Source organism: Clostridium sp. YIM B02555, from assembly GCF_022320955.1.
GTDB lineage: Bacteria > Bacillota > Clostridia > Clostridiales > Clostridiaceae > Clostridium > Clostridium saccharoperbutylacetonicum.
In genome coordinates, this window is the sequence record NZ_JAKJJY010000022.1 from 69,471 (window position 1) to 91,382 (window position 21,912).

At 29.7% G+C, this 21,912-nt stretch carries 21 protein-coding genes; 18 read left to right on the top strand and 3 right to left on the bottom strand.

What is annotated here, in order from left to right; all coding sequences use genetic code 11:
* The 11 genes from L3B98_RS23090 (at position 1) to L3B98_RS23140 (ending at position 10,734) form a co-directional block, all read left to right on the top strand.
* Positions 1-210 carry a DVU_1557 family redox protein gene (locus L3B98_RS23090; protein ID WP_015390802.1) on the top strand — a complete coding sequence of 70 codons (210 nt, stop codon included), beginning with the start codon at positions 1-3 and terminating at the stop codon, positions 208-210.
* A complete protein-coding gene (trsM, locus tag L3B98_RS23095) occupies positions 207-920 on the top strand; it encodes a DVU_1556 family methyltransferase (RefSeq protein ID WP_238918400.1) in 714 nt (237 codons plus the stop codon). Before L3B98_RS23090 ends, trsM begins: the two co-directional genes overlap by 4 nt.
* Positions 921-934: 14 nt before the next feature.
* On the top strand, positions 935-1,375 hold the full coding sequence (locus L3B98_RS23100; protein ID WP_077360453.1) for a DVU_1555 family C-GCAxxG-C-C protein: 441 nt from the start codon (positions 935-937) through the stop codon (positions 1,373-1,375).
* Positions 1,376-1,388: 13 nt separating this feature from the next.
* Positions 1,389-2,702, top strand: a complete 1,314-nt coding sequence (gene trsS / locus L3B98_RS23105) for a radical SAM (seleno)protein TrsS (protein ID WP_238918401.1) — start codon at positions 1,389-1,391, stop codon at positions 2,700-2,702.
* A 176-nt stretch (positions 2,703-2,878) separates the two neighbouring features.
* The gene (locus tag L3B98_RS23110; RefSeq protein ID WP_238918402.1) at positions 2,879-3,907 is read left to right on the top strand and encodes an XdhC family aldehyde oxidoreductase maturation factor; all 1,029 of its coding nucleotides are present in this window, start codon (positions 2,879-2,881) and stop codon (positions 3,905-3,907) included.
* Positions 3,904-5,001, top strand: coding sequence for a DVU_1551 family NTP transferase (locus L3B98_RS23115; protein ID WP_238918403.1), 1,098 nt, complete (start codon positions 3,904-3,906; stop codon positions 4,999-5,001). The genes L3B98_RS23110 and L3B98_RS23115 overlap by 4 nt, the downstream gene beginning before the upstream one ends.
* Before the next feature lie 6 nt (positions 5,002-5,007).
* Entirely contained in the window at positions 5,008-5,622 is a 615-nt protein-coding gene (locus L3B98_RS23120) for a histidine phosphatase family protein (protein WP_238918404.1), read from the top strand.
* 36 nt (positions 5,623-5,658) lie between these two features.
* Positions 5,659-6,984: a DVU_1553 family AMP-dependent CoA ligase gene (locus L3B98_RS23125; RefSeq protein ID WP_238918405.1), complete on the top strand. Its 1,326-nt coding sequence runs from the start codon at positions 5,659-5,661 to the stop codon at positions 6,982-6,984.
* A gap of 4 nt (positions 6,985-6,988) precedes the next feature.
* Positions 6,989-7,948 carry a GTP 3',8-cyclase MoaA gene (moaA, locus tag L3B98_RS23130; RefSeq protein WP_238918406.1) on the top strand — a complete coding sequence of 320 codons (960 nt, stop codon included), beginning with the start codon at positions 6,989-6,991 and terminating at the stop codon, positions 7,946-7,948.
* A 58-nt stretch (positions 7,949-8,006) separates the two neighbouring features.
* Positions 8,007-8,441: an MOSC domain-containing protein gene (locus tag L3B98_RS23135; protein ID WP_015390811.1), complete on the top strand. Its 435-nt coding sequence runs from the start codon at positions 8,007-8,009 to the stop codon at positions 8,439-8,441.
* A 580-nt stretch (positions 8,442-9,021) separates the two neighbouring features.
* Entirely contained in the window at positions 9,022-10,734 is a 1,713-nt protein-coding gene (locus tag L3B98_RS23140; protein WP_238918407.1) for a methyl-accepting chemotaxis protein, read from the top strand.
* Between the two features lie 287 nt (positions 10,735-11,021).
* Here the strand turns inward: L3B98_RS23140 and L3B98_RS23145 are convergent, their stop codons facing one another.
* On the bottom strand, positions 11,022-11,669 hold the full coding sequence (locus L3B98_RS23145; protein ID WP_077360469.1) for a flavodoxin: 648 nt from the start codon (positions 11,667-11,669) through the stop codon (positions 11,022-11,024).
* A gap of 13 nt (positions 11,670-11,682) precedes the next feature.
* Positions 11,683-12,195 carry a flavodoxin family protein gene (locus tag L3B98_RS23150; RefSeq protein ID WP_238918408.1) on the bottom strand — a complete coding sequence of 171 codons (513 nt, stop codon included), beginning with the start codon at positions 12,193-12,195 and terminating at the stop codon, positions 11,683-11,685.
* A 199-nt stretch (positions 12,196-12,394) separates the two neighbouring features.
* Here L3B98_RS23150 and L3B98_RS23155 point away from each other — a divergent pair, with 199 nt between their 5' ends.
* From L3B98_RS23155 to L3B98_RS23180, 6 genes are all read left to right on the top strand, one after another.
* Complete coding sequence (locus L3B98_RS23155) at positions 12,395-12,988, top strand: TetR/AcrR family transcriptional regulator (RefSeq protein WP_238918409.1); 594 nt, start codon at positions 12,395-12,397, stop codon at positions 12,986-12,988.
* 242 nt (positions 12,989-13,230) lie between these two features.
* On the top strand, positions 13,231-13,938 hold the full coding sequence (locus tag L3B98_RS23160; protein ID WP_077360475.1) for an ABC transporter ATP-binding protein: 708 nt from the start codon (positions 13,231-13,233) through the stop codon (positions 13,936-13,938).
* Positions 13,938-16,301 (top strand): FtsX-like permease family protein, encoded by a 2,364-nt coding sequence (locus tag L3B98_RS23165; protein WP_238918410.1) that lies wholly within the window; start codon positions 13,938-13,940, stop codon positions 16,299-16,301. Before L3B98_RS23160 ends, L3B98_RS23165 begins: the two co-directional genes overlap by 1 nt.
* Before the next feature lie 82 nt (positions 16,302-16,383).
* Positions 16,384-17,613 carry an efflux RND transporter periplasmic adaptor subunit gene (locus L3B98_RS23170; protein WP_238918411.1) on the top strand — a complete coding sequence of 410 codons (1,230 nt, stop codon included), beginning with the start codon at positions 16,384-16,386 and terminating at the stop codon, positions 17,611-17,613.
* Positions 17,614-17,653: 40 nt separating this feature from the next.
* Positions 17,654-18,283, top strand: coding sequence for a TetR/AcrR family transcriptional regulator (locus L3B98_RS23175; RefSeq protein WP_238918412.1), 630 nt, complete (start codon positions 17,654-17,656; stop codon positions 18,281-18,283).
* A 46-nt stretch (positions 18,284-18,329) separates the two neighbouring features.
* Positions 18,330-20,030: an ABC-ATPase domain-containing protein gene (locus L3B98_RS23180; RefSeq protein ID WP_238918413.1), complete on the top strand. Its 1,701-nt coding sequence runs from the start codon at positions 18,330-18,332 to the stop codon at positions 20,028-20,030.
* Between the two features lie 405 nt (positions 20,031-20,435).
* Here L3B98_RS23180 and L3B98_RS23185 read toward each other — a convergent pair whose 3' ends face one another.
* On the bottom strand, positions 20,436-21,245 hold the full coding sequence (locus L3B98_RS23185; protein WP_238918414.1) for a DUF2935 domain-containing protein: 810 nt from the start codon (positions 21,243-21,245) through the stop codon (positions 20,436-20,438).
* A 262-nt stretch (positions 21,246-21,507) separates the two neighbouring features.
* Between L3B98_RS23185 and L3B98_RS23190 the strand changes: the two genes are divergently transcribed.
* On the top strand, positions 21,508-21,897 hold the full coding sequence (locus L3B98_RS23190) for a hemerythrin family protein (RefSeq protein ID WP_238918415.1): 390 nt from the start codon (positions 21,508-21,510) through the stop codon (positions 21,895-21,897).
* Positions 21,898-21,912: the final 15 nt, after the last annotated feature.

A 21,912-nucleotide genomic window follows, 5' to 3' on the forward strand; every position in this document is an offset into this window, starting at 1 on the left:
ATGAAACAAGATAATAGCGAAAAAAATAATAAATGGTTATGCTCAAAGTGTGGAAATCCTCTCGAAGAAGGTCCGGTTAAGGCTGAGTACCTGGGTGGAAATTTCGAAATAGAATTATTAGAATGTCCTGTTTGTAAAAATGTACTTATTACAGAAGAACTTGCTGCTGGTCAAATGCTTGAAGTGGAAAAAAGCTTGGAGGACAAATGAAAAGTTGTTGTATATATGAAAATGAAGATATGAGAGGCGTAACAGGAGATACCTTAAGACCAGGAGGAATGTTTCTTACTGATAGGACAATTGAACTATGTAATTTCAAAGCTGGAGATAAAATACTTGATATTGGCTGTGGAATGGGAGTAACTGTGGAGAGACTTAAAAGAGTCTATGGTTTAGAAACTTTTGGAGTTGATCCTTCCTTAAAGTTATTGGAGCTAGGCAGAGAAAAATATGGAGATCATAATATAGAACTTGGAAGAGGAGAAGAGCTACCTCATAATAATGAGTTTTTTAATGGTGTTATGGCTGAATGTACTATGTCATTAATGGAAGATTTTAAAAAGACAATAAAAGAAAGCAATAGAGTACTTAAAGCTGGAGGATACTTCGTTATTTCAGATGTTTATGCTAGGAGACCAGAATATTTGGAAGAAGTTGAAAACTATAATATTAATAGCTGTATGAGAGGTCTATTCGATATAGACATACTAAAAAAAGCTATCATTGAAGCAGATTTTGAAATAATAGGTTTTGAAGATTGGACAGATTTACTTAAACAACTCATGGTGAAAATAATTTTTAAATATGGCTCTATGTCAACTTTTTGGCAAGTTGCAACTTGTAGTGATTGTGGTGATTTTCAAAAAAAACTTACTCTATGTAAACCAGGATATTTTTTACTTATAGCAAGAAAAAGATGATAGGGGGATTATAAATGGGTGTAGATGCATTTAAAATGTTCAAGCTAGCTAGTTCTGGATATTGTTGTAGTCAAATACTTATAATAATGTATCTTGAAAAGAATGGTCTCGAAAATGTACCATTAGTAAAGTCTATGGCTGGGCTTTGTGCAGGTGTTGGAAATACAGGAAAAACGTGTGGAATAATAACTGGAGGAGCATGTTTATTTGGGCTTTATGCTGGGAAAGGATTAGATACTGAAGTTAGAGATGATAATTTAAAGAAAATGATTCAAGAATTTGTTCAATGGTTTGAAGATGAATTTGAATATACAGAATGCATTGATTTAATAACTGTAGATGTTCTCAATGACATTAACGAAAGTGAAGCATATCCAGTAAAATGTGGGAACACCATGCAAAAGTGCTACAACAAAATTGATGAGATTTTAAAAAATTATGGCTATTTAGAATGAGAGGATAAAAGAGATGACTAATGTTATAAGAGAGACTCAAAGCATTTGTCCAGTATGTTTAAAGACTGTTGAAGCAAAGATAATAAAAAGAGATAGAAATTTATATTTAACCAAAGAGTGTGAAGAACACGGAAAGTTTGAAACTGTAATTTGGAGAGGAGAACCAAATTATGAAACTTGGATAAGGCCTAAAACGCCAGCATATCCTAAGTCACCTTTTACTGAGGTTTCAAAAGGATGTCCGCATGACTGCGGGCTTTGCAGAGAGCATCGTCAGCATACATGTACAGTTTTAATAGAAGTAACTTCAAGATGTAATTTAAACTGTGAATTTTGTTTTGCAGATGCTAATGGAAGTGAACCCGATCCTAAATTAGAGACTATAGAAATGTGGTATGAAAGAATAATTGAAGCTGGTGGTCCATATAATCTTCAAATATCTGGTGGAGAGCCAACAGTGAGAGAGGATCTTCATGAAATCATTTCTATGGCTTCAAATAAAGGCTTTAATTTTGTTCAAATAAATACAAATGGGATTAAGCTTACTGATTATAATTACTTCAAAAAACTAAAAGAAGCAGGGCTCAAATCTATTTTTTTACAGTTTGATGATTTAAATGGAGCAGAAATAGAAAAGCTTAGAGGAAGGAACATAATAGAAGAAAAATTAAAAGTAATAGAAAATAGTGCAAAGTTAGGCATTGGTGTAATACTCGTATGTACAGTAGTTCCTAATATAAATGATAAAAGTCTTTGGAAGCTTATTGAGTTTGGACTTGAAAATGCACCAACTGTGAGAGGAGTACACTTCCAACCAGTAAGTTATTTTGGAAGGATACCAAAAATTCCTGAAGATGCTGATAGGATTACAATGCCTGAAGTAATGAGCAGCATAGTAGAACAAAGTAATAACAAAATAAAGCTTTCTGATTTTGGTCCATCAGGCTGTGAAAATGCAAGATGTTCATTTCATGCAAATTATGCATATGTTGATAATAAGTTGATTGCTGTGAGTAAAAAGAATAATTGCTGTGGAGTAGAAGATGGTAAAGAAGGCTCTCATAAAGCAGTTAAATTTGTAGAGAGAAATTGGTCAGGAGTTAAAATGAATAAGTATACTCCTAAGAAAAACTCTTTTGAAGAATTAGCTCAAAAAATAAAAAATGGTTTCTTTAGTATATCTGGCATGGCCTTTCAAGATGCTTGGAATCTTGATATTGAAAGGTTGAAAGATTGCTGTATTCATGTTGTTAGCAAAGAAGGAAATTTAATTCCATTTTGTGCTTATAATATTACAGCTGTTAATCAAAAGAAGTTATATAGGTAAGCTTAGTTAATTAAATATTTCTTGAAATATGTTATAGAAAATAGCATTTATGAACTTCTATGGATAGTTTATGGAATATGAAATATTGAAAGGTTTTCACTATAGTGGTAAGATGTATTTATAATATACTGAATTTTCTGCAAAATTATTTGGCGAAATGTTAGGAGGGCAGCATAATGAAAGAATTCTATGAAGAAAGATTAGAACTATTGAAGAATAATGAGAGTTTTATTTTAGCTTCTATTTTTGATAGCCAAGGTTCAGCACCAAGAACAACTGGCGCACGTATGATAATCAAAAAAGATGGTTCTATTTTAGGAACTGTTGGAGGTGGGAAAGTTGAGGTATTAGTCATTCAACATGGGATAGAATTATTTGATACAAAAGAGACAGTGTTAAAAGAATATAAACTGCAGGAAACAGAAAATAAGGGAATTGGAATGGCTTGTGGCGGCGATGTCAGAATATTAATGGAATATGTAGATGCTCAAAAGCTTCAGTTATATGAGAAAGTGGTTAACTGTTTTAAGAATGGAGAAAAGGCATTCATTATTAGAAAATTTTTTAATGATGGAAATAATATAAATTATATATATAAAGATGGACAAGTTATTTTTGCTTCGGAGCATATAGAAGATTATGAAATTAAAAAGTATTCAGAGGAAGTACGTTATAGAGATTTACTGCTTATTAAGGAAAACGATTCAGTAGTTCTTATTGAACCTATATGTAATTTAGGAAGATTATATATTTTTGGCGCAGGTCATGTATCTCAAAAACTTGCAGAGTTAGCTAAAAAAATAGACTTTTTAGTTACTGTAGTTGATTATAGACTTGAATTTGCAAATACTGAAAGATTTCCTAGTATTGATGATATAATTGTTCCTAATTCTTTTGAAGGATGTTTTGATAAACTTCCAATAGATAAGGATAGCTATATTGTAATTGTAACAAGTGGGCATTTGTTTGATTTGACTTGCTTAAAACAAGCTTTAAGGACAGAAGCATATTATATTGGAATGATAGGAAGTAGGAGAAAACGTAATATTGTTTATGAAGCTCTAAAAGAAGAGGGCTTTACTGTTGAAGATTTTAATAAGGTACATAACCCAATAGGCTTAGAAATTGGTGCAGAAACGCCAGAAGAGATTTCTGTAAGTATTGCAGCAGAGCTTATAAAAGTGAGAAGAGAGAGAATGCTATGAAAAAATATTCAGCTATAATTTTGGCGGCTGGCTATTCTTCTAGAATGGGAGAGCTTAAGCCTATTATGGATTTCAATGGGATAACTCCAATTGAAAGATGTATAAATCTTTTTAAAAATTGTGGAATTAATAATATTATTGTTGTTACAGGGTATCAAAATGATAGAGTTCAAGATTTTTTAAAGGTTGGGATTAAAAACATAATAAACAATCAATATAGTGAAGGAATGTTTTCCTCGGTACAAGCTGGAGTAGAAGCCGTTTCAGAAGATACAAATGCATTTTTTCTATTGCCTGTAGATATTCCTTCCGTGAAAGAGCATACGGTAAAAATGTTGCTTGAAAGGTATGAAAAATTAGATGATGGGATTTTATTTCCTACATTTAATGATGAAAAAGGGCATCCTACTTTAATATCGTGTTCTTTAGTAAAAGAAATATTAACTCAAAAGCCAGCAGGTGGATTACGTGATATTTTAAATACTCATAAGGAAAAGTGGCATTTTGAAGAAGTAGTAGATAGAGGCATTTTATTGGACATGGATACGCAAGGTGATTTAAAGATACTTTTAGAGCATGTAGTAAGAGAACCATTTCCAGATTATGAGGAATGCATGGAAATATTAAGATTATGTAATGTTAAGCAAGACACGATTGATCATATGAAGGCAGTTAGTGAACTTTCAAAAAGAATAGCTGTATTGCTTAATGAAAAAGGCTATAACTTAAATGTAAATGCTGTTGTGGCTGGTGCATTGCTTCATGATGTGGCTAAGGGCAAAAAAGGACATGCACAAGAAGGAGCTAAAATAGTTGCAAATTTCGGATATGAATGTTTGAGTAAAATTATTGATGAACATATTGAATTGAAGAGTGTTGGAGAAATAAGTGAAAAGGAAATAGTATATATTTCTGATAAGTTAATAAAAGGCACTCAATATATCACTTTAAGTGAGAGGTTTGAAAATGCTTTTGAAAAATATAAAAATGAACCTGAAATCTTAAAGAATGTTAATAGAAGATATGAACAAGCTAAGAAAATAAAAGAAGACATTGAGGAAGTATTAGGAACAAGTTTGGAGAACTTGAGGTAAGAATCCATGAAACGTTATATTTATCTTTTAAGACATGGAGAAACTGAATTTGGAAAAGAAAAAAGATATTTGGGTCATATAGATTGCAATCTTTCTAGTGAAGGCAGACATCAAGCAATGAACTTAGGGGATATTTTTAAAGAAAATAAAATAGAAATAACAAGTATTTTTAGTAGTGATTTAATAAGATGTAAGGATACTATAAAGCTAGTTTTCCCAGAAAGAAAAGTAACCTATTTAAGAGAACTTAGGGAAATTAATATGGGTATTTGGGATGGATTAACCTTTGAGGAGGTTAAAAGTAAGTATGCCGAAGATTATATAAATAGAGGTGAAAATATACCAAGTTTTATACCTAGAAATGGAGAATCATTTATCCAATGTCAGATGAGAGCGATAGCTGTGTTTAAGGAAATAATTTCTTCAACCACTGGCAATATAGCTATTTGTAGTCATTCAGGATTTATAAGAGCGTTACTTTGTAATTTATTAAATAAAGATTTAAAAGAGATTTTTGATGTAAAGCAAAGTTATGGAGGAATTAATATAATAACTGTTTGTAATCACAATTTTGTTGTTGAAGGTATAAATCTTAAGAACGTAACTTGTGAAAGTGGTTAACTTAAAGGTAAGGATTTAATTATTGGAGAGTAGAAAATGAGTAAAACTATGTATGAAAAGTGGATGGAAAATATAATCTTAGAAGAAACTGTTGGAAAAGATGTCAACTCTGAAATCTTAAAGCAATATCAAATAAAGGAAATTAGAAAAACAATAGAGGTAGCTAAGAAAAGCAAGTACTATGGAGAAGTATTAAAGTATATTAGAAGTGAAGATATCAAGGACTTTGAGGATTTTAAAAAGCTTCCTTTTACAACTCCAAAAGCTTTAAGTGATAACCCTAAGAGTTTTTTATGTACAAGCCTTGAGGAGATATCTAGAATTGTAACAATAAATTCATCAGGTACAACAGGAACTTCTAAAAGAATTTTTTTTACTGAAAATGATCTGCAAAGGACTATAAAATTTTTTAGATATGGAATGTTGAATTTAGTTAGTCCAGGGCAGCGTGTACTCATATTAATGCCAGGAAGTAGTCCTTCAAGTATAGGGAAGCTTTTGAAAAAAGGATTAGATGAAGCAGGCTGTGAAGGAATAATATATGGTCCAGTTTTTGATGTAGAGGATGCATTGGAAGCAATAAAAGTAAATAAAATTGATTGTATTGTAGGAATTCCTGTCCAAGTATTTTATCTTGCAAAACTTAAGAGCAGTAATCCCCAATATAAGAATTTAAAGCTTAAAAGCGTTTTATTGAGTGCAGATTATGTTCCAAGAGCAATTTGCGAAGAAGTGCATAAAGCCTTTAACTGTCCAGTCTTTACGCATTATGGTATGACTGAAATGGGTTATGGAGGAGGAGTAGAATGTAGTGCATTAAATGGTTACCATATGCGTGATGTAGATATATATACTGAGATTATAGATCCATTAACAGGGGAAGAGGTAACAGAAGGTAGTTATGGTGAAGTTGTTATTACAACTTTTAAAAGAGAAGGTATGCCTCTTATAAGATATAAAACTGGAGATATGGCTAGATTTTTAAAGAAGGATTGTCATTGTAATGATGTGTTTAAAAGATTAGATTATGTAACAGGAAGAGTTGATGAAAATATAAACTTTAAAGAGGGACGTTTTCTTTCTATAGGAATGCTTGATGAAATTATGTTTAAAATTGATAATTTGCTTGATTATAAAGTAGTAATTGAAAAGGATAAATTTATAACATTAAATTTAAGCATTATGCCTGTGAATAATGAGATTCCTATAAATTATAAGAATATTGAAGAAATATTTGAGAATGACAAATATTTAGGTCCACTAATTAAGACTGAGAATATTTCAATAAAATTTACTGAAACTATAGATAATATTGATATAAGCAATGGGATGAAGAAAAGAAAATTACTAAATTGGAGGTGATTTTATGAGGGACAAGCAAGGAAGAAATATAAATTACTTAAGAGTATCAGTAACTGACAGATGTAATTTAAGGTGTATCTATTGCATGCCAGAAGCAGGAATAGAAAGTTTAGAACATGATGATATTCTGCGTTTTGAAGATATTTTAAAAATTGTAAAAGCTTCAGCTTCACTTGGTATAAAAAAGGTAAGATATACAGGTGGAGAACCCTTAGTAATGAAGGATATAGATAAATTAATTTATGAAACTTCGAAACTAAAAGACATAGAAGATATTGCAATAACTACAAATGGAATATTGTTAGCAGATATGGCAGAAGACTTAAAAAAGGCTGGTCTTAAAAGAGTAAACATAAGCTTAGATACCTTGGATAAAGATAAATTTAAGATGATTACAAGAATAGGCAATTTAGATAAAGTACTAGAAAGTATACATAAGTGTTTAAAACTTGGAATAAAGCCTATAAAAATCAATACAGTTTTAATGAAGGGCATCAATGATACTGAATTTGAAGATTTTTTGAATTTAGCTAGAGAAATGCCAGTTGAAGTAAGATTTATTGAGCTTATGCCAATTGGTGAAAGTATTAAATTATATGAGGATAGCAAAGTGAATTTTGAAGAAATTATTAGAAAACATTCAGAGCTTATTCCAATAGAAAATAAAAGAGGAACAACTGCTCAGTTATATAAGATTCAAGGCTCAAAAGGAAAAATAGGATTTATTAGCCCAATAAGCTGCAAGTTTTGTGCAGATTGTAATAAAATAAGACTTACTTCCATAGGAACTATTAAGCCATGTCTTCATTCAAAAGAGGAGGTAAATCTTCGGGAATATTTAAGTAGTGAAGAGCTGCTTATGACTAAATTGAAATCAGCAATAATTAATAAACCACTAGAGCATCATCTTGAAGAAGAAAGGACAAGTAGAACTGAAAAGATGATGTATCAGATAGGAGGATAAAAAATATTATTAAAAAATTTAAAATAAAATTAGGGATATTAGAAAGGAAGAATTTATAATGAGTAAAGTTGTAGCAATTAATATTAGTAAAGAAAAGGGGGCTATTAAAAATCCAATAGAAAAAGGCTTATTTAAAGTTAACCACGGCCTTGAAGGAGATGCCCATGCAGGAAATTGGCATAGACAAGTAAGCTTGCTTGCAATAGAAAGCATAAAGAAAATGAAAGCAATTGGAATAGAAAAATTATCGACAGGAGAATTTGCAGAAAATATTACAACAGAGGGAATAACTTTATATGAGCTTCCTATAGGAACAAAGCTAAAAATTGGAGATGTTCTTTTGGAAGTTACACAGATAGGCAAGGAATGTCATTCTGACTGTGAAATAAAAAAATTAGTAGGTGAATGCATAATGCCTAAAGAAGGAGTATTTGCTAAGGTATTGGAAGAAGGTTATATTAATACAGGAGATAATATCGCAGTAATTAGTTAAGTATAAAAAAATTTATAGATATAGATACACAACGTAAGAATTAGATTTATGCAAAACTTACCGAAATCAGATACATTTATCTTCCACAGGTCTAGTGAAATTTTCACTGGAAGGTTCTAAGTGGAAGGTTGCACCTATTTCTGCATGTTCCTAAAGTAAATTTATGACAAGCAGAAAATGGAACAACCTTCCACTAACAACCTTCAATAGCTCAATTTCACATGCCTGCTTCCAGAAAAATGTATATGATTTCTAGTGTAGTGTTACGACTATAATTTCTCAATGATTCATGTATATTCCATTTGTAAGTTTGATTATTAAATTGGATATCTATAATAATATTAGTTAATGTATACTCTTAACTATAACTTATATATAAATGTGAATAAAGTAAAGATTGCTAAGAAGCAGTATTAGGAAAGTTTTAAAACCTAGTATTGCTTTTTATTATGGTTATAAAATGAATTATTTGTAACATAAACTTAACAAAAAGTTTATGGTTTATTTAGACTATTGTCACAGGAATATCAAAAATGCCCAGTATACTTAGAATAAATATCCATGAAGAGGGGGATCTAATATGCAAGGCATAAGAAATTTATCTATTAAAATAAAATTATTAGCAGGATTTATGGTTATTGCTTCTTTAATAGCAGTAACTGGACTATTTGGAAAGTTTGGAATGGGAAATATTGAAAAGGGAGCAAATAATATATACTCTAATAATTTACAGAGTATTGATTATTTACATTCAATTAAGGAGAATTTATTAGATGAACTATCTGTAGTTCAAGGAGCAGTTATAGATAATAATCCGACAAAAACGAAAGAAGCAGTAAAGATTATTGACGAAGATCAAGCATCTATAAAGAATTACATTGAAGAATATAAGAAAACAAATATGACAGACGATTCAAAAAAAATATTTGATGATTTTAGTTCTCTCCTAGAAAAATATAAAAGCACAAGGAAGACTGTTACAGACTCATTAAATGATGGAAATTACAGTGAAGCAATTAAAAATCGAGAAAATATGTTTATAGATAAAGAAAATATGTTTAAGAAATTAAATGAATTGATTGAAGCTAATCAAAACTCAGCAAAACAAGTAAATGAAAGAAATGCAGAAGATTATAAAATTACTATCAATATAATGCATGCAATTTTAGCTGTTGGTGTTGTGCTTGCAATTGCTATAGGGTTAACTTTATCTTTATATATATCGAATGTAATAAAGAAAGTATTATCATTTGCAGAAGCCTTAGGAAATGGAGATTTAACATATTCTATTGAAAGTAAAAATAAGGATGAACTAGGAAAAGTTATTACAGCACTAAATTTTGCAAAAGAAAAAATGAAAGCTGTAGTTGAAAATATCATAATTCAAGCACAAGGGGTGACAGCATCCAGCGAAGAATTATCTGCAACATTAGAAGAAATGTCAACAAATTTTCAAAATATAGATAGGAATACATCAGGTATAGTTCAAAATATTCAAGGAGTAAATGCTATTACGGAAGAGTTATCTTTAACTATGGGAGAAGTTAATTTAGGAATAGGCCAATTAGCTTCGAACTCTACTGAAAGTAGTCAACAATCTATTGAGATCAAAGAGAGAGCAACTAATATAAAAGAAAATGGTTTTAATTCTAAGAAGAGTGCTGACAAATTATATGATGAAAAACAACAAAATATACTTAAGGCTATAGAGCAAGGAAAGATAGTTAATGAAATTGGAACGATTGCTCAATCAATTGCTGCAATAGCTGAGCAAACAAATTTACTTGCACTAAATGCTAACATTGAAGCTGCAAGAGCTGGTGATCAAGGAAAAGGCTTTGCAGTTGTTGCAAATGAAGTAAAAGTACTTGCAGAGCAATCATCGGATTACGTTAAGAATATTCAAAACGTAGTTTCAAATGTCCAAGGTGCATTTAACAATTTATCTGATAATTCAAAAGACATATTATTTTATATAGATAATAGTGTGAGAAAAGATTATGACTTGTTGATTAATACAGGAGAAAAATATGAAAATGATGCAGTATTTATCAGTGACTTATCACAAAATATCGCATCAATGTCTGAAGAGCTAAATGCATCTACAGAAGAAATTTCAGCAGTTATACAGACTATTGCAGAAAATATGAAAAAAACTAAAGATAATTCAGAAGAAATTAAAGTAGGCATAAATGAAACTAATAAAGCAATTGAACAAGTTGCCATAGTATCTCAAGAACAAGCTGAAAGAGCAGAAAAATTAACTCAATTAGTTTTAAGTTTTAAAATATAGAGTTATATAGTTAAATTACGTGTTAGTTTTTAATCTTTTATAGTATTTGTGAAATATAGATTGCTTCAAATGAAATAACATTTGAAGCAATTTATATTTATTTCATTGCCTAGGAAAGTATAAAAAATTCGATTTTTTAAGCCAGTTATATCAAAGATTAAGAATAATATGGCTTGCAAAAATGTTATTAAAAGAGAGCGCGTCGCAGACACTTTTGTTTTCATAGGCAAGGAATAAAAAAAGCTGGTTATTCTTTAAATTTAGACAAATAATCATTTACTTAAATTTTAATATATTTGTTTATATAATTCTTTAGGATTTAAATTATTACTTTTTGCTTGAGATTTCCAACTAATATTTGCAGCAAACTTAAATAAAAATTTGGGGATTTTGGGGCTTATAAGTAAATTGTCAATATGAGATTCAGAAGTATTTTCAATATCTTTTTTCATAGTCAAAAATGCATTATATACAGGCTTTTTTAAGCGAGAATTTATAGGCATATCTTTGGAACTGCTCATAAATTCGCCACCACCAATTCCTATACCGAAACGCCAATTAAGACCTAATTTTTTACAATAATTCTCCATAATATCAATTGCAATTCTATTTTGAGTCCCCTCTATAAACCCACAGTTAACTATGCAATACATGTCAATGTTAAGTGTATTTTTTTTATTAAGAATATCTTCAAATCTAGACATGAAGTCTAACATAGTACTTGGAAAACAATCGGCATATAATGGAGAAACAAATACTATCTTATCGCATAATAGAATCTCTTCAATTAAAGAACCATCATTAATAATATTGCTAATAAAATACTCTTTTGTTTTAATAGTACTATTTAAAAGATTAGAAAATTCTTTTATCAGGTAACTAGAATTACTTTTTTCTTTCTTGGGACTCCCATTTATAAAACACAAATTAATCATAGAATAAACCCTCCTATAAATTTCTTATTATTTCTTTGGTATTTGAGATATCTTTAATTACATAGCATTCGTGGTTAGGAATACAAAGATTAATAGCATTTCCTTTAACTAATGCTTTAAAGGTCTGTTCTTCCATAGAAGTTACATCACTACCATAACCGATAACTATAAATTTGAGGTTAGAATTATCATAGCGAGGAAGATGATGCAGCTCCCCATTAACATTTTGAAAAAATGGGAGCAAAATTCCTATGGATCTATCTATAACATTTTTTACGTAGGAGGTATAACAACCATATTTTATTTGGGTAATAATTATGAAAGTCTTTTCTTCTAAAATATATTTAGGCATTTCGGTATAGGAATCATTTATTATGCACTTACCAGGGGTTTTTGTCCAACAATTAAAACAACCTAGACATCCTTTGATATTGTCTGATTCTTTTGAAAGGATTTTAGAATTTGAAGGTAATAAAGGTATAATTTCTTTTGAATCATCGGCATTTAAATCATGAATTAATAACATAAAAAATCTCCTTTGCTATTTATATTAAAAAATGAGGTGCAAAATCTATATAAGTTTACGGTGTAAACTTATAATTAGAATATCACTTTAAGTTTACAGTGTCAACATCATATGTTACTATATTTGTAAAATAACTATTAGGTTAATAAATTAACTATATTAAAAATAAACAATAGATTTTTAGAAAAGAGGCATTAATATGGAGATTGAGAAATATCATCATGGAGACTTAAAGGAAAGTTTAATAAAAATGGGATTGAAATTATATAATGAAGAAGGTGCTGACAAATTTTCTATAAGAAAAGTAGCAGCTTTGTGCAATGTAAGTCATGCTGCACCTTATAAACATTTTAAAAATAAAGAAGAATTGATTGATGCAATATCAGAATATGTTTTTAACAATTTTCAAAGCTCATTAACTGAGATAGTTGAAAATTATAAGGCTGATCCATACGAAAGACTTATAGCTTTAGGAAAGAGATATGTTTCGTTTATGGTTGAGAATCCGGATTATTTACAATTTGCTTTTTTAAAGAAATCAGATTCTAATATTGTTGTTGAAGAAAAGAAATTAAATAATGTAAACCATAGATCATTTAATGTATTTAAAGAATGCGCTGTTGATTTCCTAAGAAGTATTGACGTAAAAGAGGAGGAGTATGCGCAAAATATAATTGCTATGTGGTCAATGGTTCATGGCCTTTCCACTATGCTAGCATATAAGACATTTGTATATGAAGGAAATTATATTGAATTAGTTGAAAATATACTAAGAAATAATCTTAAGTTTTGATTAGAAAATTTATAGATAATAAATCAGATATTTTTAATGGTTGAGCTTGCGTTATTTGAACTATATTTCTATGGAAGTATATTTATAAAAAGAATGCATATGGAGAAGGTGGCTGCTTAAAGGAATAATAACTTTTAGTAGCCATTTTTTTAAATAATAACATGTTGACTGTGTGGTCAAATGAAGAGATAATAATAGTATATTGACTATATGGTCAATGAAATTAAGTGAGGTGATTTTAAATGAAAGCGCCTATTGTTATAGTTAAAGATATTGTAAAAGAATATGCTATGGGAGAAGTAACTGTAAAAGCTTCTAATAACATGAACTTTGAAATTTTGGAGGGAGAATTTGTTGTTGTATTAGGGCCAAGTGGGTCCGGAAAAAGTACAGTATTAAATATGATTGGTGGAATGGACAGGCCAACTTCTGGTGAGGTAATTATTGACGGAGAAAATATAACAAAGTACTCAGATAACCAACTAACTACTTACAGGAGAAAGAAAATAGGTTTTGTGTTTCAATTCTATAATTTAATGCCAAACTTAACAGCCATGGAAAATGTTGAATTAGTAATTCCTCTCAGTGATAATCCATTAAAAGCTGAAGAAATTATGAAAGACGTAGGTTTAAACGAAAGAGCATCAAATTTTCCAGCGCAGCTTTCAGGGGGAGAACAACAGAGGGTGGCAATTGCAAGAGCTCTGGTTAAAAATCCTTTGTTGCTTTTATGTGATGAGCCAACGGGTGCATTAGATTATAAGACAGGAAAATTAATTTTAAAGTTGCTTCATGATATTAATAAGAATATGAATAAGACAATAATAGTTATCACACACAACGCTGCCATAGCAGCAATGGCCGACAGGATTATTACTGTAAAAAGCGGAGCAGTAGAAGCCATAAAGGTTAATGAAAATCCTGAGCCACCAGAAAGGATTGAGTGGTAATGAATATTTTACTCAAAAACTTATTTAGAGACATAAAAAAATCTAAAGGACAATTCATTTCTACTTTAATAATTGTTATTTTAGGAGTTACATTTTATACATCACTAAATTCTGTATTTAAAAATTTGTCTAACTCTAGTAATAAGTACTTTGAGGAATATAGGTTAGGTGATATTTGGGTAGACCTTTATAAAGCACCAACTAGTACAAAAGAGGAGCTAGAAAAACTACCTGAGGTTGAAATGGCTACAGGGAGAATTGTTAAGGATGCAAGTATAAGTATATCTGAAGAAAATGCAACTTTAAGATTCATAACTCTTCCAGATGTTAAGAATAATATTGTAAATGATATAACGATAAAAACAGGAAGATATTTTTCTGATGCAGATAACAACCAATGTATCTTAGATGAAGATTTCTTTAAAGCAAATGACTTAAAGTTAAATGATTATATTTATCCAGTTATAAATGGTAATAAAGTAAAGCTTAAAATTGTAGGAGTAGCTAAAAGTCCTGAATTTATTTATACCTTAAAAGATTCCGGTGAGTTAGTTCCAGATAATAAGAGGTTTGGAGTAATATATATCAAACAATCCTTTGGAGAGGCAGTTTTTGATTTAAAAGGTTCTATAAATAATATTTCTATTAAGCTTAAAAGTGGAAGTGATATTGAAGGGGCTAAAGATGAGACTAAAAGACTATTAAAAAATTATGGTGTGAAAAGTTTAATAGATAGAAAACAGCAAACAAGTACTATGATGATAAACGAGGAGATAAAAAAGCTTAAATCCATGGGAGGAAGCTTTCCAGTCATATTTTTCATGGTTGCTTCAGTAATTATATACATCATGATGGGAAGAATGGTTGAAAATCAAAGAACACAAATTGGAGTGATGAAGGCTCTTGGATTTTCAAATATACAAGTGCTTGCATATTATATGAGTTATTCAGGAATCATTGCTATAGTTGGAAGTTTAATTGGTTCTGCTTTAGGGACCTACATGGGCTTTGGAATGACGAAACTCCTCAATCAATATTTTAATTTACCTCTTTCAGGTACAAGAGTTTATGGAGAATATGTGATACCAGCTTCTTTATTAACCTTAATGTTTTGCTTATTTGCAGGATATCGTTCTTGTAAGGTTATCTTTAAAATTATGCCTAGTGAGGCAATGAGAGAAAAATCACCACTAAGTGGCAGAAAGATAATTGTTGAGAAGATTGATTTTATATGGAGAAAGATTAGTAGATTAGAAAGAATAATAGTGAGGAATTTGTTTAGATATAAAAGAAGGGCATTACTTACCTCACTTGGGATTATATTTTCTTCAGCAATACTTTTAGTTGCTTTTAGTATGAATGATTCTGTTAATTTTATGATAATTCAGCAGTATGGAAATATTCAAAATTATGATATAAAAGTAAACTTTTCAAAACTTGTTAGTATTGATGAATTGAAAACAATTAAGAACATAGAGCATGTAACAGAATTCGAACCAATATTAGAAACTGGTATTGAATTATCAAATGGATGGAGGAGTAAGGAAGTAGGTTTTACAGCACTTACTTCAAATCCAAAAATGTATAAGGTTCAAGATAAAGATGGCAATGCTTTAGGATTACCAAAAGATGGATTACTTATTTCTCAAAAACTAGCAGAGACTTTGGGGATAGGATTAAATGACAGCGTAAATATAAAGTTCTTTTTTCCTGGAAAAGATGAAAAGAAAATTATGATTAAAGGAATTGTTGTTCAATATTTAGGGTCAGGAGTTTACACTTCTATGGAGGATTTAAACAGTATATTAGGAGAGGGAATGATTGCAAATTCAGCAGTGCTAAGGTTAGATAATAGTGAGTTTGAAAAAACAGTCAAAGATAAATTAAAAGATATTCCAGGAGTGAGTTCTGTAGAATCGAAGACAGATTCTAGCAATGCTTTTATTAAAAATATGGGAGCAATGAAGTCTACCATAGGAATGCTAATTATGCTTGCTGCAATTCTTCTAATAGCTGTTTTATACAATATTGCTACTATTAATATTTTTGAACGGCAAAGAGAATTAGCAACTTTAAAAGTATTAGGTTTTAACAATAAAGAAATCAAAAAACTTATTTTTAATGAAAATTATATTATTTCTATATTTGGAATGACTTTAGGATTGCCATTTGGGACTTGGCTTGGAAGATTATTAATTGATGCTAGTAGTACAGATGCTTATAGTATTCCTTATGTGGTTGAATTTAAGAGTTATGTTTTTACAATAATACTTACTTTAGCTTTCACAGTGACAACTAATTTAATTTTATCTAGAAAAATCAAAGCTATTGATATGCTAGAGGTTTTGAAGAATAAGGAATAAAAAGAGATAATATGTTTGATCTATACTATAAAATTATAATCTTGAAAATACAATAATTTATTGCAAGGGGGAGGCGTTACAAATGAAACATAAAAAATTATTTTGGTCATTTGCTGTAGCGTTAATATGTATGGCAGGAGCATTTGGATATGTATTAATGCAACAAGGACAAGCTGTTGATACTTCAATAGTTGCAAAAGGTGAAATACAGAAATATGTTGAAGATACGGCTAACGTTCAAAGTAATAAAAAGCAGACAGTATATATTGAAGGCTCTGGAAAGATAAATGATATAAATGTTAATGTGGGAGATTCAGTAAAAAAAGATGATGTTTTACTTACTATGGATATGAAAGACCTAGAGTTAAAGCTTAAAGAGGCAAATTCAAAGGTTGAAGCTGCAAAAGCACAACTTAAAAGTACAGATATCTCTAATTATGCAAGTAAAATTGAAGTTGCTGAGGCTGAGGTGAATAAAGCCAATGTTGCTTATGAAGCAGCAAAAAGAAATTTAAACAATTCAAAGACTTTATATGAAGCAGCATCTATAAGTAAACAGGACTTTGATACTGCTAATGATGCATTTAAGAGTGCAGAAGCTGCTTTAAAAGCTTCAAATAGTCAATTAGAGGATATAAAAAAGGGAACACCAAGTTATGTAAAAGATGGATATGCTGCTGGAGTTGAACAAGCATTGATTTTAAAAGAAAGTATAATTAGTGAGCTTGATAAGCAGAAAATTTTAGCCCCTAATGATGGAATTATCCTTGAAAAACTAGTAGAAGATAATTCCATAGGTGCACCTGGCACAGCAGCGTTTGTAATTGGGGATACTAAAAATTTAGAATTAGAAGCCAATATATTGTCCGATGATATTTATAAGGTTAAAATAGGTAATGAAGTTGAAATAAGTGGTAAAGCAATAGGAGATTCAATTTTAAAGGGAAAAGTTACCCAAATAGCGCCTGAAGCAAAAAATATAACTTCGTCTTTGGGGGTTAATCAAAAGAGAGTAGCGGTAACAATTGAAATTAGTGATAATACAGAATTGCTAAAACCAGGTTATGATTTGGAGGTTAAAATTATAACTGAAAGTAAAAGTGATACATTAATAGTACCTGATAGTGCTGTATTTGATTATCAAGGAAGTTCCTGCGTATTTGTTGTTGATAATGGAAAGGCTGTTATAAGGCAAATTAAGAAAGGCATAGAAAGTGAAAAAATAATAGAAGTATTGGATGGTTTAAAGGAAGGCGAAAAGATAATAACAAAGCCTAATAATGATATAAAAGAAGGAATGAGAATTAAATAAACATAGATTATACAGGGAAGGAGTGAAAGAATAGATTGCTATGGAAAAGTTCGAAAGTCTACAAGAAGAAAAAAAGAAAAGAATATTAGATGCTGCTATAGAAGAATTCGCAATAAAGGGATATGATAAAGCTTCTACAAATTCTATAGTGAAAAAAGCTGGTATTTCAAAGGGGATACTATTCCACTATTTTGGAAGTAAAAAAAATCTATTTTTATATTTATTCGATTATTGTATAACTACATTAGTAGATAAATATTATCCTTTGAGAGAAAATAAACCTGAAGACATATTTGAAAGATTTATAAGAATAAATATAAGAAAAATGAAAATAGTTCAAGAAGAGCCTCTTATGAATCAGTTAGTATTTTCAGCCGTTACAAACATGCCAGTAGAACTAAAAGATGAGCTTACAGAAAGACATAGTAGTTACAGTTCAAAATATTTAGGAGAAATTTTCGGAAATTTGGATACATCAAAATTTAGAGAAGAAATTGATTCTGAAAAAGCTATAGAGCTAATAATGATATGTATGGATGGTCTTTCTAATAAATATATTCAAAAGTATAAAGATGTCTCGATGGAGGAAATATTAGAAAATATCGAAGAAGTTATGGAGGACTTTAATAAATATTTAGATATATTAAAGTTTGGGGTTTATAAAATTTAGAGGATATGAGGATTATTAATTTAAACGTAAGTGGAGGCACGGTTTCATGAAAAATTTTGATGAACTAAAAAGTGAATTATATAAAATAGATGGAAAGAGCTATAAGTTATACAAGAATTTAGAGGGGCAATATGCTTTTAAAGATTATATACTTAGTATAGATCATGTTCAAGGTGATCCTTTTGCAGCACCATCAAGAATCAGAGTTATAGTTAAACAAAATATAGCTGGATTTCCTAAAGAGCTTTTTGATAATAAAAATAAGAACATCGCAGTAGCAGATTATTTAACAAGAGAGTTTTATTACAATGTAAATAAATTTAGTGAGAAGATTTTTGGATCTGGAAAAAGTGGATTGATAGCCATGAGCAGATGCCCTCAGCAGATATTAGAGAGAACTTCAATAATCATAGATAATGATAAGGTAGAAGCAAGATTTTATGTGGGCTTTCCAGCTAGAGGAAGAAGTGTTTTAGCAAAGGAACTTGAAAAGATTTTATATAACGTCTTACCTAATATAGTTGAAAAAACTTTGATATATAAAAATATTAGCAATGAAAAACTTAAGGATAGAGTAAATCTAGTAGAGGATCAAGAATATATAAGAAGTGAATTAAGTAAAAGAGGACTTATTGCTTTTATTGCTAATGGCTCAACTTTACCTAGAGAAAGTGGTGTATCTACAAAGCCATTAAAGAATGCTAAAAGATTTGTTTCACCTAAAGAATTGGAAGTAGAATTTGGCACTAAAAACAATGGTATTATAAAAGGAATGGGGGTTAAAGAAGGTATAACCCTTATAGTTGGTGGAGGATATCATGGAAAGTCTACTTTATTAAGAGCTTTAGAGCTTGGTGTTTATAATCACATTGAAGGTGATGGCAGAGAATTTGTAATAACAGACAATTCAGCATTAAAAGTTAGAGCAGAAGATAGTAGATCTGTAAGTAAAACAGACATATCCTTGTTTATTAATAATTTACCTAATGGAAAAGATACTGTTAAATTTTGCACAGAAAATGCAAGTGGTAGTACCTCGCAGGCGGCTAATATCATTGAAGGAATAGAAAGTAATGCAAAGGTATTATTAATAGATGAAGATACTTCAGCTACTAACTTTATGATGAGAGATGATATTATGCAGAAATTAGTAGCTAAAGAAAAAGAACCAATAACACCATTTATTGAAATAGTAAAACCTTTATATGAACAAAAAGGAATTTCAACAATAATAGTTGTTGGCAGTTGTGGAGATTTTTTCGATGTGGCAGATTGCATAATACAAATGGATAATTATGAAACTAAGGATGTTACAAAGGAAGCAAAGAATTTAAGCAGAGGAGAAATTTTAAAACGAATTGAGGCTAGAAAACTAAAAATAAATATTCCATTTAATAGAGTAGTTAAAAAGGGAACTATTCAAGCTGGTGAAAGAGGAATAAAAATAAAAACTATTGGTGTAGATACAATAATAATAAATAAAGAAGAAATAAACTTAAGATCAGTAGAGCAAATAGTGGATAATGAGCAATTAAATTCCATTGGCTCAATTATGAAGTGGGCAGAGGATAACATTGTGGATAAAGGCTTAAGTTTAGATAAATTTGTGGACAATATTCTTGAAGAAATAAATAAAAATGGATTAATAGCTATGGAAAAAATAAAAGGTGGAAGTGGAAGTTTAGCTATGCCTAGAAAGCAGGAAATAATGGCAGCTTATAATAGATATAGAAAATTAAAGGTATAAAGCTCAATTTCACATGCCTGCTTCCAGAAAAATGTATCTAATTTCTAGTGTAGTGTTACGATTATAATTTCTAAATGATACATGTATATTCCATTTATAAGTTTGATTATTAAGCTGGATATCTAAATCATAGAAAAACTAAACCATCTAATAAATAGAGTCCACCCATACTCAGTGTTTCGCGAAGCTCCCTTTTAATATTGGATTTACTTTTGAAATTTGTTCATATCTAGGAAGGTGTAGAAGTTCAGAAAGCTGATGGGCTTATAAAATCTAGGATTATAGAAGATGAATGGTGAATGATGAAATTATTCATCATTCATCATTACTTATTTATTAAGTAATTGGAAAAGCCAATTATTTGGCGCAGGCTAAAGTATAGATGGCCTAGCTTAATTTGGTAAATTAGGATTCTATTCTTGGTTTAGTAGGATCGCAATTAGGATCTTTTACTTCTGAAACCATTGAAAGCTTAGTTAGATAATAGCATTCCTCTCGATACATATGGTCAGCGGCTAAAGGTGCAAGGGTACCTAATACTTGTTTTTCTATAATTGCATCCTTTAAAGCATCTAAAAAGTTTTTGAAGGAGCCCATTATATTGCTTACATCATAATTAAGCTTTGCAAGTGCTGGAAAATCAAAGATTTTTGTTCTGGTATAACCATTATAATCTATAGTTCTTAAGTACAAATTATCAAATTCTTTTGAATATTCCCTACTACGCTTAATCAATTCTTTTTGAGTCATATCAAGGTTACTAGCTATGGCTGAGGCATGTCCTGATCCATCTGGAAGCCATAAAAGATGTAAATGAATAGGACCAGCAGTAGGAGGTTTGTCTTTTATTAAAGTAGTTAGAATAAATAAATATTCATCTAGTTCATTAAGCATATGGCTAACAAAAGTAGGAGGAAGAGAAATATTAATTTTGTCAGTAATTTGCTTGCTTAATATAATTAATTTAAGTTCTCTAATTTTCATTGCAGCAGCATAAGCTTCATGATTTAAATCTTCAATATCTTCTTGAGATAGTGAAGCATGAGATTTTGCTAATAAATCATCGAATAAAGTAATGAAAGCATTAGCTCTTTGAATGAAAGCTTCCTCATTTGGAGAAAGTGCATTTAAAATAAAGCGAGAGTGGTCTCCTAAGATTTGGAGCCAAAATTGATGCTCGAATAATGTTTTATCTTTAATACTATTAAATTTCAATTATTTCCTCCAAAAAATAATTCCTATTATACTATGATTAGGTTATTACATATGTGACTAAATTAGTTATTATTTATATAAGTTCTAATTAAAATTATAGCTTTAGATTTAATGATGTATGGAAGGCTTTTGTGACTAATTAATAATTGAGTATATTTGTGATAAAATTGTTTACATTTTGTTGATGAATGCTTAAAATGATGATATATTATTAAAAATGAGATTACAATGTTAAAGTAGATAAGGATGGAGTGGGGCAATAATGTATGAAATGAAAGAAGAATACAAAATTGGAGTAGAGCATATTGATGAGCAGCATAAAAAACTTTTTGAATTAGCTGATAAAGCATATATGTTATTAAAAGATGATTTTACAATTGATAAATATGATAAAATCATAGAAATTATTACTGAATTAAAGGAATATACTATTTTCCATTTTAAATCAGAAGAAGAATATATGGAAAGCATAAATTATAAGAGAATGTTTACTCAAAAAATAGAACATGATAAATTTATAAAAGAACTCGAAGCAATAGATTTAAATCATATTGATCAAAATCAAGATGAAAGTTTAGTAAAAATGTTAGAGTTTCTAAATCAGTGGCTAACAGAACATATATTAAAGAATGACAAGCTTATTGGAGAATAAGAAAAAGCATTAAGC

Coding starts and splice junctions, on each gene's coding strand:
- L3B98_RS23090 (WP_015390802.1), top strand. CDS start 1: ATGAAACAAGATAATAGCGAAAAAAATAATAAATGGTTATGCTCAAAG.
- trsM (WP_238918400.1), top strand. CDS start 207: ATGAAAAGTTGTTGTATATATGAAAATGAAGATATGAGAGGCGTAACA.
- L3B98_RS23100 (WP_077360453.1), top strand. CDS start 935: ATGGGTGTAGATGCATTTAAAATGTTCAAGCTAGCTAGTTCTGGATAT.
- trsS (WP_238918401.1), top strand. CDS start 1,389: ATGACTAATGTTATAAGAGAGACTCAAAGCATTTGTCCAGTATGTTTA.
- L3B98_RS23110 (WP_238918402.1), top strand. CDS start 2,879: ATGAAAGAATTCTATGAAGAAAGATTAGAACTATTGAAGAATAATGAG.
- L3B98_RS23115 (WP_238918403.1), top strand. CDS start 3,904: ATGAAAAAATATTCAGCTATAATTTTGGCGGCTGGCTATTCTTCTAGA.
- L3B98_RS23120 (WP_238918404.1), top strand. CDS start 5,008: ATGAAACGTTATATTTATCTTTTAAGACATGGAGAAACTGAATTTGGA.
- L3B98_RS23125 (WP_238918405.1), top strand. CDS start 5,659: ATGAGTAAAACTATGTATGAAAAGTGGATGGAAAATATAATCTTAGAA.
- moaA (WP_238918406.1), top strand. CDS start 6,989: ATGAGGGACAAGCAAGGAAGAAATATAAATTACTTAAGAGTATCAGTA.
- L3B98_RS23135 (WP_015390811.1), top strand. CDS start 8,007: ATGAGTAAAGTTGTAGCAATTAATATTAGTAAAGAAAAGGGGGCTATT.
- L3B98_RS23140 (WP_238918407.1), top strand. CDS start 9,022: ATGCAAGGCATAAGAAATTTATCTATTAAAATAAAATTATTAGCAGGA.
- L3B98_RS23145 (WP_077360469.1), bottom strand. CDS start 11,669: ATGATTAATTTGTGTTTTATAAATGGGAGTCCCAAGAAAGAAAAAAGT.
- L3B98_RS23150 (WP_238918408.1), bottom strand. CDS start 12,195: ATGTTATTAATTCATGATTTAAATGCCGATGATTCAAAAGAAATTATA.
- L3B98_RS23155 (WP_238918409.1), top strand. CDS start 12,395: ATGGAGATTGAGAAATATCATCATGGAGACTTAAAGGAAAGTTTAATA.
- L3B98_RS23160 (WP_077360475.1), top strand. CDS start 13,231: ATGAAAGCGCCTATTGTTATAGTTAAAGATATTGTAAAAGAATATGCT.
- L3B98_RS23165 (WP_238918410.1), top strand. CDS start 13,938: ATGAATATTTTACTCAAAAACTTATTTAGAGACATAAAAAAATCTAAA.
- L3B98_RS23170 (WP_238918411.1), top strand. CDS start 16,384: ATGAAACATAAAAAATTATTTTGGTCATTTGCTGTAGCGTTAATATGT.
- L3B98_RS23175 (WP_238918412.1), top strand. CDS start 17,654: ATGGAAAAGTTCGAAAGTCTACAAGAAGAAAAAAAGAAAAGAATATTA.
- L3B98_RS23180 (WP_238918413.1), top strand. CDS start 18,330: ATGAAAAATTTTGATGAACTAAAAAGTGAATTATATAAAATAGATGGA.
- L3B98_RS23190 (WP_238918415.1), top strand. CDS start 21,508: ATGTATGAAATGAAAGAAGAATACAAAATTGGAGTAGAGCATATTGAT.